The 9,497-nt window shown below is 63.7% G+C and carries 6 protein-coding genes and 1 pseudogene; 4 read left to right on the top strand and 3 right to left on the bottom strand.

Annotated elements, in window-relative coordinates; genetic code table 11:
* Positions 1–442 precede the first annotated feature (442 nt).
* Positions 443–2,557: a TonB-dependent receptor family protein gene (locus tag AC56LK_RS25090; protein ID WP_497187161.1), complete on the top strand. Its 2,115-nt coding sequence runs from the start codon at positions 443–445 to the stop codon at positions 2,555–2,557.
* Here the strand turns inward: AC56LK_RS25090 and AC56LK_RS25085 are convergent.
* The 3 genes from AC56LK_RS25085 to AC56LK_RS25075 all read right to left on the bottom strand — a co-directional run bounded on the left by AC56LK_RS25085 (position 2,554) and on the right by AC56LK_RS25075 (position 6,105).
* The gene (locus AC56LK_RS25085; protein ID WP_497187160.1) at positions 2,554–4,035 is read right to left on the bottom strand and encodes a DUF3482 domain-containing protein; all 1,482 of its coding nucleotides are present in this window, start codon (positions 4,033–4,035) and stop codon (positions 2,554–2,556) included. The two genes, AC56LK_RS25090 and AC56LK_RS25085, sit on opposite strands and share 4 nt — an antisense overlap.
* The gene (locus AC56LK_RS25080; protein ID WP_497187159.1) at positions 4,032–5,513 is read right to left on the bottom strand and encodes a DUF2868 domain-containing protein; all 1,482 of its coding nucleotides are present in this window, start codon (positions 5,511–5,513) and stop codon (positions 4,032–4,034) included. Before AC56LK_RS25080 ends, AC56LK_RS25085 begins: the two co-directional genes overlap by 4 nt.
* 148 nt (positions 5,514–5,661) lie before the next feature.
* A complete protein-coding gene (locus AC56LK_RS25075) occupies positions 5,662–6,105 on the bottom strand; it encodes a hypothetical protein (protein WP_497187158.1) in 444 nt (147 codons plus the stop codon).
* Positions 6,106–6,339: 234 nt separating this feature from the next.
* Here AC56LK_RS25075 and AC56LK_RS25070 point away from each other — a divergent pair, with 234 nt between their 5' ends.
* The 3 genes and pseudogenes from AC56LK_RS25070 to AC56LK_RS25060 all read left to right on the top strand — a co-directional run.
* Positions 6,340–7,320, top strand: coding sequence for a DUF2157 domain-containing protein (locus AC56LK_RS25070; protein ID WP_497187157.1), 981 nt, complete (start codon positions 6,340–6,342; stop codon positions 7,318–7,320).
* A complete protein-coding gene (locus tag AC56LK_RS25065) occupies positions 7,304–8,878 on the top strand; it encodes a GDYXXLXY domain-containing protein (RefSeq protein ID WP_497187156.1) in 1,575 nt (524 codons plus the stop codon). Before AC56LK_RS25070 ends, AC56LK_RS25065 begins: the two co-directional genes overlap by 17 nt.
* Before the next feature lie 4 nt (positions 8,879–8,882).
* Positions 8,883–9,274, top strand: a pseudogene (locus AC56LK_RS25060) (M20/M25/M40 family metallo-hydrolase); the annotation flags it as partial.
* Between the last annotated feature and the right edge of the window lie 223 nt (positions 9,275–9,497).

Genomic DNA, 9,497 nt, shown 5'->3' with positions numbered 1-9,497 from the left:
ACGTTAATACTTTTGTGAACATTTGATAATTTAAGTAATCAGCGACCGAAGTCACTGGCACCTTCATCAAACGCCCACACTTATCGACTGTTGATTGTTAAAGAACTCTTGTTCTGTACTACCTTGCTGCACCGTACGAAGCGTTGTGTTCGTCAGCAGCAGAGAAGTGAGAGTATGAAGTGTTTCGCTTTTCTCGTCAACCCCTCGTTCGCTTCGTTGCAGATTTTCCTGCGGACCTTGTCAACGTAACCACTTGATTACGTTAACCTTTTTCGGTCACTGCCGAAGCGGAGGCGAACTATAACAAACCCTGGCGGGGTCCGCAAGCCCTGCTCTGCGTGTTAAGGAAGTTCTTGTGCGTGTCCGTTTTATCAATGCCGGGTATATTGCCTGCCGTACCAGCATGCCGGTTGTACGGGTGCTATGAGCAATTGGAGACTACATGAAGCACCCTTTTTTCCGCCGGACCGCCATCGCCGCAGCATGCATGTCGGCGCCACTCTGCGCTGTGGCCGATGAGGTCCGCGCCCCCTTGAATGTCGTGGTGGTCAGCGCCACCCGTTCGGAACACAGCAGTTTCGACCTGCCCGCTGCGATCGACATCGTCGACGCGGCGCAGATCCGGGATACCCAGCCGCGGGTGAATGCCTCCGAAGCCCTGGCCGCCGTGCCCGGCCTGGTCGCGCGCGACCGCCAGAACTATGCGCAGGACTTGCAGATTTCGTCACGCGGCTTCGGCGCACGCTCGGCATTCGGCGTGCGCGGGGTACGTCTGGTGGCGGACGGCATCCCGGCCACCATGCCGGACGGCCAGGGCCAGGCCGCGACCTTCAACCTCGACATGGCCGAGCGCATCGAGGTATTGCGCGGCCCCTTCTCCGCCCTGTACGGCAACCATTCCGGCGGTGTGGTCCAGCTGTTCACCCGCGATCCAAAGGGCACACCGGCTGTCGAAGCCAGCTTCGCCGCCGGCAGCGACGGCCTGCGCAAGACCGACATCAACGCCCAGGGCAGAAGCGGCAAACTCGGCTACCTGCTGGATGCCTCGCGCTTCGAGACCGATGGCTACCGCGATCACAGCGCCGCCACCCGCGACCAGGCCTACGCCAAGCTCGTGTCCGAGCCCACGGCCGGCAGCCGTTTGGTCATCACGGCGAGCGGCCTGCGCCAGGACGATACCCAGGATCCGCTGGGCGTGACCTGGGCCACCTATCAGCGCGATCCACGCGCCGGCGAGATCGACACCACCGATACCCAGTCGCCGCAACGTACCCTTGCCAAGCGCTACGACACGCGCAAGAGCATCGACCACCAGCAGTTCGGCCTCAGCTGGGAACAGCGCTTCGGGCCCGACCGCCTGCTGCTGACCGCCTACGGCGGCAACCGCCGCGTGATCCAGTACCAGTCCTTCTCGCGCGGCTTCCAGGCGCCTCCCACGCACTCGGGCGGCGTGATCGATTTCGATCGCGACTTCCACGGCATCGATGCCAACTGGCGGGCGGTACGCCCACTGGCAGGCGGCACCTTGCGCGCGACCGTCGGCATCGAGCTGGCGCGCTCGCGCGACGCCCGCCTGGGCTTCGAGAACTTCGTCGGCAATACCTTCGGCGTGAACGGGAATCTGCGCCGCGACGAGCAGAATGAAGTCAGCAGCCTCGATCCCTACGCCCAATTGGAATGGGAGCGCGATCGCTGGGTCTTGACCGGCGGCGTGCGCCGCAGCCGCATCCGCTTCGACGTGAGCGACCGCTTCCTCGCCAACGGCAACGACAGCGGCAGCGTCGAGTACCGCCATACCTCGCCGCTGCTCGGGGTGCTGTACAAGGTGTCGCCCTCGCTGAACGTCTACGCCAGCGCCGCGCGCGGCTTCGAAACCCCGACCCTGAACGAACTGTTTTATTCAGGGACCGGTGCCGGCTTCAACTTCGGCCTGGCGCCGGCCATCGGCAAGCACCTCGAGGCCGGCGTCAAGGCGATGCCTCAACCCGGGGTGCGTGTGAATGCCGCCATGTTCCAGGTTCGCACGCAGGACGAGCTGGTGGTGGACAGCTCCTCGGGCGGCCGCACCAGCTACCGCAATGCCAGCGCGACGCTGCGCCAGGGCGGCGAGCTGTCGCTCGATGCGGAACTCGGCGCAGGCTGGAACGCGCGCCTCGCACTCACCGCGCTGCGCGCCACTTACGACGAAGGCTTCGGCGCCGTGCCGCGCGGCAGCCGGCTGCCGGGGATTCCGAAGACCAGCCTGTACGGGGAGCTGGGCTGGAAGGAGCAGGCCGGGCGCTTCGGCGCCGCCCTGGAGACGATCGCGAACAGCCGTGTGTACGCGGAGGATACGAATACTGCGACACCGGCACCGGGCTACGCGATCTTCAACGCGCGGGTACAGGCCAGCCAGCAGCTGGGCGGATGGCGGCTCAGGCAGTTCGCACGCCTGAACAACCTGTTCGACCGCGGCTATGTCGGCTCGGTCATCGTGGGCGACGCCAACCGCCGCTATTACGAAGCCGCGCCCGGCCGCAACTGGATCCTGGGTGCGAGCGCGCAGTACCAGTTCTAGGCAGGCTCGATGTCCGTGCGCGCGGGCAGTGCAACGTCGGGATAGAGCCTGGCCAGCGTGGCGTCGGTCGCGGTCCGCAGCACGTCCTCCACCAGCGTTGCCGCCGCCGCATCGTCCGGCGCGGCGCGCACGGCCTGCCACAGCTCGAGCTGGCCGGCTGCGCGCTCGGCCAGCGCCCGCTCGACCTCGAGCTGCCAGAATGCCGGCGCTTCTCCCTCGACCCAGTTGCCGCGCCCGCGGCCGAAGTGCGCGACCGCCAGGTAGCGCAGCACCGCCCCGACCAGTAGCGACTGCAGGAAGGGATCGGCGAACTGCACGCCCGGCTTGTTGCGGTCCGTGCCCTGGTTGAAGCCCCATGCGGCGCCGGCCATCGTCAGGCCGCCGACGATCGCCCCCAGCAGCGCGCCCGCACCCATGGTCAGCCCGCCGGCCATCATGTCGGCCGACAGCCCGGTCGCCGCACCCGAGACGACCGCGCCGAGCAGGCCGGCCTGCGCCTTGTCGACCGGAGCACGCACGGCAAAATTGTCGCGCACGCGCGCATTGATCGCCAGCACCTGGCCCGGGTCGATCCGGTACAGTGCCAGCATGCGTGCGGTCGCGCCGTTGATGCGGGCGTTCAGGCGCTCGACCAGTGCCGCCATCGCCAGTTCCTGCCGCCGCTGTTCATCCTTGCCGATGCCGACCGCCTTGAGCGCGCTGCGCAGCATGCTGCGCCCTTCTTCCGCGATCGGTTCCGAGTCGCGCGCGGCCGCCGCCAGCTGTTCGGCCGAGACGCGCAGTGCGGCGAGGTAGCGTTGGCGGTTGGCAGCGGACCAGGCCTCGAGCAGGCGCGCATAGCCGGGCTGCTTCGCCGCGTCGACCAGGTGTCCGATCGCTTCGTAGAACACGTGTTCGTGCACCCAGCAGCGGGCGAAGGCGTCGAGCGGCAGCACCTCCTGCACTACCGGGAATTGGGCCAGGTGCTGACGCCAGCGTCCCTGCTCACCGGATTCCTCGGCGCAGGGGCGCGGTGGTCCCATCTGGTTGAGCAGGACGACGACCGGCTTGGCGAGCCATTCCAGGATCTTCATCTCGGACGGCAGGTAGCCGGCATCCTGCGGCGACTCCGAGGAGTTGACCAGGTAGAGGATGACGTCGGCTTCTTCCTTCGCCGCGCGCAGCGCCTGCTGACTGAGCCAGAACGGGCGGTCGCGGTAGCGGTCGAACACCTCGCGCAGGAACCAGCCGATCGGGTTGCCCGACATCGACAGGCGCTTCAACAGACGCACCGAGTCGCCAAAGCCCGGCGTGTCCCACAGCATGAGGGTGTCGCCGGCCTCGCTTTGCTGCAGCAGGTGGGCTTCGGCAAACTGGGTCACGTGGGCGGCGTCACGGACCTCGCCGACGTCCATGCCGACCAGGGTGCGGGCCAGCGTCGTCTTGCCGTTGTTGGTGTGCGAGACGAGCGCGAACTGGATCTTGACCGGCTCGCTCATCGCAGCTCCGGCAGGTTCAGGCCGGCGCCCAGCTCGAGCGGATATTTGTCCGGCTGGAGCAGGTTCACAAAGGTGGCCGAGGTGCCGTGGAAGCTGCAGAACTGGCGCCACAGCGCAGTGCGTTCCGCCACGCGCGTGGCATTGCCCTGCTGCTCGCCGATGCGTTCGACCAGGGGCGACTCGTCCACCAGCACGGCGACGCCGCGCCGTACGCGTTTGCTCAGGTAGTCGAGGAAGGCGCCGTGATTCTCCTTCTCGGGCGTGGCGGCAAGACTGAACAGGACGGCGGTGACGGTGACGCCCGCCTCGTCGAGCGCCGTATCGTGCAGGGCTTCCTTGGGTTCGGTACCGTAGGCGGCTGCCGGGCGCAGTTGGACACGCGCCTGCGCACCCAGGGCGCTTGCCGCGATTGTCCACAGGCCGCGGTCGCGCGCCTCGTCGAGCGTGTAGCTGTAGGGGAGCACGCGCAGCAGTGCCGGGGTGCCGGCGCCGATGCTGTCGGCCAGCTTGCGGTAATAGGGCTGGTCGAGGTCGAGCGGGAAGTGGCGCGCCAGGCGCCGTGCACGCCAGGCGGCAAAGCCCGCGAGCAGGAGGCGCGGCAGCACGACCAGCAGCAACAGCGTAGCCCCGTACAGGTGGACCCAGCGCTCACCGCTCGCGGCGCTGACGGCGCGCCCAAAGCGCAGCAGTTCGATCTCGGCCAGCGAGAAGCCCTGCAACAAGGGGAACACGGTCATCGCCGGCATGAGCAGCCAGGACAGCAGGGTATGGACCTCGCGGCCGTCGAGGAAGGTACTTTCCCAGCCGACCACGTACTGGGTCAGCAGGCCGCGCGCATACAGCGAGGCGATCGCCCCGAGCGCGAAACCGGTGGCGGCCAGGTGGATGGTGCGGCGCAGGCGCGCCCGGGTGAGCGGCTCGCTCAGGGTGGCCCATTCGGCCATGAAGACGGCAAGGCCTTCAGACATGGGCTTCGGTAGCTTGCGCGGCACCGCGGCCTTGCCGACGCTCAGGCGCCGGAGCAGGCTCGGTCCCGCCCATCCGTGACGTTTGCCCGGGATGAGCGCCCACACCAGCATGAAGAGATAGACCAGCAGGTTCCAGCCAATGATCAGCAGGAAGGGAGCGGAGAGCAGGTCAACGCGCTGCGGGTCGGCGATGCGGTCGATGGCCGCGCCGCTGACGAAGGCCAGGAATGGCAGGGCGAGCCAGACGCCTCCCAGGCCCAGCCGGCGTTTCGCGAATGCGCCGAAGGCTGGCGAGCGTTCGCCCAGGCGTTTCAGGATCTGTTCGGAGCGCTGCTGCAGGAAATGATGCTGGCCGACTGCGGTCTTGCTGTCGGCAGCCTGCCAGGCGGCGAGCTCTTTTGCGCTGCGGCTCGCGTACTTGCGGTCGTCATCGCTCAATACCTCGTGATTGACGTCGGCGGACTCGATGGCGCGGACCAGCACGACATTGCGTGCGACCTGTTCGTTCATGCTTCTCCTGTCATGGTTGAAATGGCAAGGCTGACAGCTGCATTGTGCCCCAGATTGGGACAGGAGACGGTTTCCACGCTTGTGGCGGTCGGACGCGGGACGTAAAAAAACCCGGGAGACCCGGGCTCGCAATATTCTGCATCGGCGTTCAGCTGCCGGGATTCTTCTTGTTCGGCTTACTGCCGAAGTCGGAAGCGGGCAGGGCGGGCCGGCCCTGCAGGCCTTTGCCGTCACCCTGGCCGGAGTCCGACTGCCGGGAGCCGGCATGCTGGTATTGCTCGATGCCGCCCTGGCCGGATTGCTGGACTTCGCCCAAGCGGTTCTGTTCCGCCTGTGCCTGCATCCGTTCACCGCGTTGGCGTGCGCTCCAGCCCTGGTGGACGGCACCGACGCCGCCGCGTTGGCCGCGGCCGTTGGTGTCCGACTGCTGCGACCCCGTGCTCGCCATCCTGAACGGTGACTCGGGCCCGCCGGGCATCACGGCGCCGGGCGCGCGCGTCTGCATGCTGCCTTCGGCAACCGTCACGCCTTTCGGCTTGTGGATACCGCGCGCACGGTTATCTCCACCCAGGTTTTTTTCCTTCGATTTCATGATTCCTCCTTCGCTTTGCTGAACCAATGGACCGATCATGCGCGCCGAAATCGTGGGGATGTATAGGAGAAGCCTCCGAGGCGCTGTAGGAATCACCGTACGATTACTGCTCAGATAACGAAGAAAACGTCTTTTTCTCAAATCATTGCTTTGTTCACAGCAGCGTGCAGCCTCAACAGCTTCCATGGAGGAGAGCCATAAAATTTCCCACGTCTTTCTCTGGAGAATATTCTTATGTTGAGTACACGGCTCGCCTTGCTCGAGCTAGCGAGGCAACAGCAGCTGTCTCCTACCACCTACAATGAATTGAGCCGCATTGCCGCTATGGGCAATTCGACGCTGTTGTCTCGTGGCGTATCGCGACGAAGTATCCGGATAGTAGCGCTCGGCCTGGCGGGCCTTGGTCTCATCTTTTTCATCGCCGCGAATTGGGAAGCGCAACATCCCCTTGCCATGTTCGTAGTGCTGGAAGCATTCGTCGCTGCAGGGTGCTACGGTGCCGGGAAATTTGTCCGCTTTCGCATCGGGCTTGTCCTGTTCGGACTGCTTTCGATCGGCGCACTCCTCGGCTTTTTTGGACAGCATTATCAATCCGGCGCGGATCCATGGCAGCTGTTTGCCTTGTGGAGTGCGCTGTCACTTCCTCTCGCATTTGCGAGCCGTTCGGATCTGATATGGTCTGCCTGGGTTATCGTTGCCATGTGCGGCATAACAACATGGCTCGGAACGCACGGCAGGGCTGGATGGGATTCAGGTGCACCATTCCATATCTCGTCTTCGGCGACGCTGGTAGCGCTCGCCATTTCCCTGGCGTTGTCGAAGCCGTGGCGCACTTATACCGGAGCCGGCGTATGGTCGCAGAACTTCGGCCTGCTGTCGGCCGCCGGCCTGGCCACATCATTGGGGGTCATGAGCCTTTTTGGTTCCGAGATCCCATTCTTCTGGCTTGCGCTCGTTGCGATGTGCGCTGTGTGTGCGTTCTTTACCATGCGGTCCACGTTCGACACGCTGTCCCTCTCCATCGCCGCCTTGGCGGTCGACGTCCTTCTGGTCTGTGGTTCAGTCAGGCTCGGGCTGAAAACCAACTCGCTGTCCGCCATTCTGATCATCGTCGGTTTGACCGCAGTAGGCGCGCTTGTATTGAGCGCCATGTCAATCCTCCACCTGCATCGCAACCAGCATCGCGAGGGAGAAGAGCGTGACCAACAGAATTAATGGTGTTGTATGCGAAGCGGTTGCGCGTGGCCTGGTAGACGCGGCTGTCGTCAAGACGGAGAAGCATGGCCATCCTTGGCCGGTCGTCGTGCTGACTGCTTTTGGCGCCCTTCTCGCGGCGTTACCTATCTGTGGCTTGTTTGCGTTGGCTGTCGTTGGCAGCAAAGGCGGTCAAGAATTGTATGTCCTTGGCTGTCTTGTACTTGCCGGCACGGCGGCAATTCTTCATATGCGGCAGCCTCCCCTGTTCCTCGAATACCTGGGCGTATGCCTGCTCGGGAGTAGCCTGTTCATGCTATGGATGCCCGGGAAAGGATCCAGTGCCGATGCGATATGTGCCATTGCGGCGATTGCTACGGTCATATCGGTACCGCAGCCCTGGATTCGAGCCTTGTACAGCGGCGTTGCCGTTTTCATGCTGAACGTAGCCATCCTGAGACTCGATGCACGCGCTGTGCTCGAGGGGGCCTTTGTATGGAACAGGTGGTACGCCACTGCGTTTGCGTGGTTGGCTGGCCATGTCATCCTCTACCATGCCGAGCGCACCGGGCGATTTGCGCTAGCTGCCCTATCGGAATCGGCACTGATTGGATCAGGTGCGGTCATCATTGTCATGCTGGGCTATCTAAGTGGCCAATCGTTTCTTATGAGCCAGATATTGCCCGAGCGAGGATGGCTGTCGGGGTACGGTAGTGGCTTGCTCGGCCATTCCGCCATCCTGTCGACCGGGGCTGCACTTGCTGCTGGCACCTGGCTTCTTCAGCTCAAGCACTTCGAGCGGCACTGGATCTGCATGGCGTTTTCCCCTCTTGTCCTGCTGAGCTTCTTCGCAGATTCACTGGGCGCGCTGCTCCTCATCGCTGTAGCATGCATCGCCTGGCATCGGCCGCGCCTGGCCGCGCTGGCGGGGCTTGCCGCGCTGTGGGCAGTTGGGGCGCTGTATTACGCGCTGGATTGGCCACTGCTTTACAAAGCGGCAGCGCTGGTGCTCGCTGCAGGCTTACTCCTGCTTGCAAGCTTTCGGGCTGGAATCGAAGTCAAGCAGCCTGTACAGCTGGACTCGCCAGTGCCAGCAGTGGAAAGACGGTGGACCAAGGCGGCCTTGCTCTGCCCTGCAGTACTTGCGCTTGCCATCATCAACATCGGGATCGTGCAAAAGGAACAGCTGATCCGGCAAGGACAAACAATGTTCGTCGAACTGGCACCTGTCGATCCTCGCTCGCTGATGCAAGGTGACTATATGGCACTTGACTTTGCTCTTCCCGCCGAGCTGGATGGGGAGGGCTCTGCGTCTCGAATGGCTGTCGCCCGGCGCAGAGAACGCGGTATCGTGACGATTACGCGTTTCCACAACAACACCAGCGCTCTGAAGGATGATGAGTTTCTTATCGAGATACAGCGGCAGAAGGGAAGAAATGTGCTGGTCACTGACGCGTGGCATTTCGAAGAAGGGGATGCGGAGCGCTGGAGCAAGGCCAGATACGGTGAATTTCGTGTCGACCACCGCGGCAGGGCTATCCTGGTTGGATTGCGCGGGCCATCGCTCGAAGAACTTTGAGCCCCCAGGTAAGCAGTCCACAAATCCACTAGCCGGCACGGATCTGGCTAAGGAACAGGTCGTGATCGGTTCCCATCTCGATTCGATTCTCAGCTCCCGCATGAACGACACGGCGCGCGCGCCGGGGGCGGACGACGATGCGTCCGGGATCGCCAGCAGGACTGAAGCGCTGCGCGCCTTGATCGCGAGCGGCTACCGGCCGCGCAGGACAATCGAGGTCTTTGCCTATGCGGAAGAAGAAGTGGGCTTGCGCGGGTCGCAGGAGATCGCCAGCCAGTTCAAACGGCCGCCTATCTTCTTGAACTCAAGATCGGCCAGGATCGCTGCGGCTATGGCTGCTCCGATCACGCAAGCTGGGATGCGCAAGGCTACCCGGTGTCGATGCCCTTCGAGTCGTCGATGGCGCGCGATTGGCCGCCGCATTCATGGTCGAACTGCCCGGCGGATAGCCATGTATAGGACGAACGTTTGTGTCGGAGGCCGCCAAATGCCAAACTGACGCACAAAGCAAAAAACCCCACCAGGATCACCTGGTGGGGTTCTTCTTATAACTAGCCTGACGATAACCTACTTTCACACTGGTTGCAGCACTATCATCGGCGCAAAGTCGTTTCACGGT

The sequence above is a fragment of the Telluria sp. ZB4P36 genome, assembly GCF_059685865.1.
The sequence above is the reverse complement of the archived record's forward strand: the minus strand, read 5'-3'. Positions and strand labels throughout refer to the sequence as shown.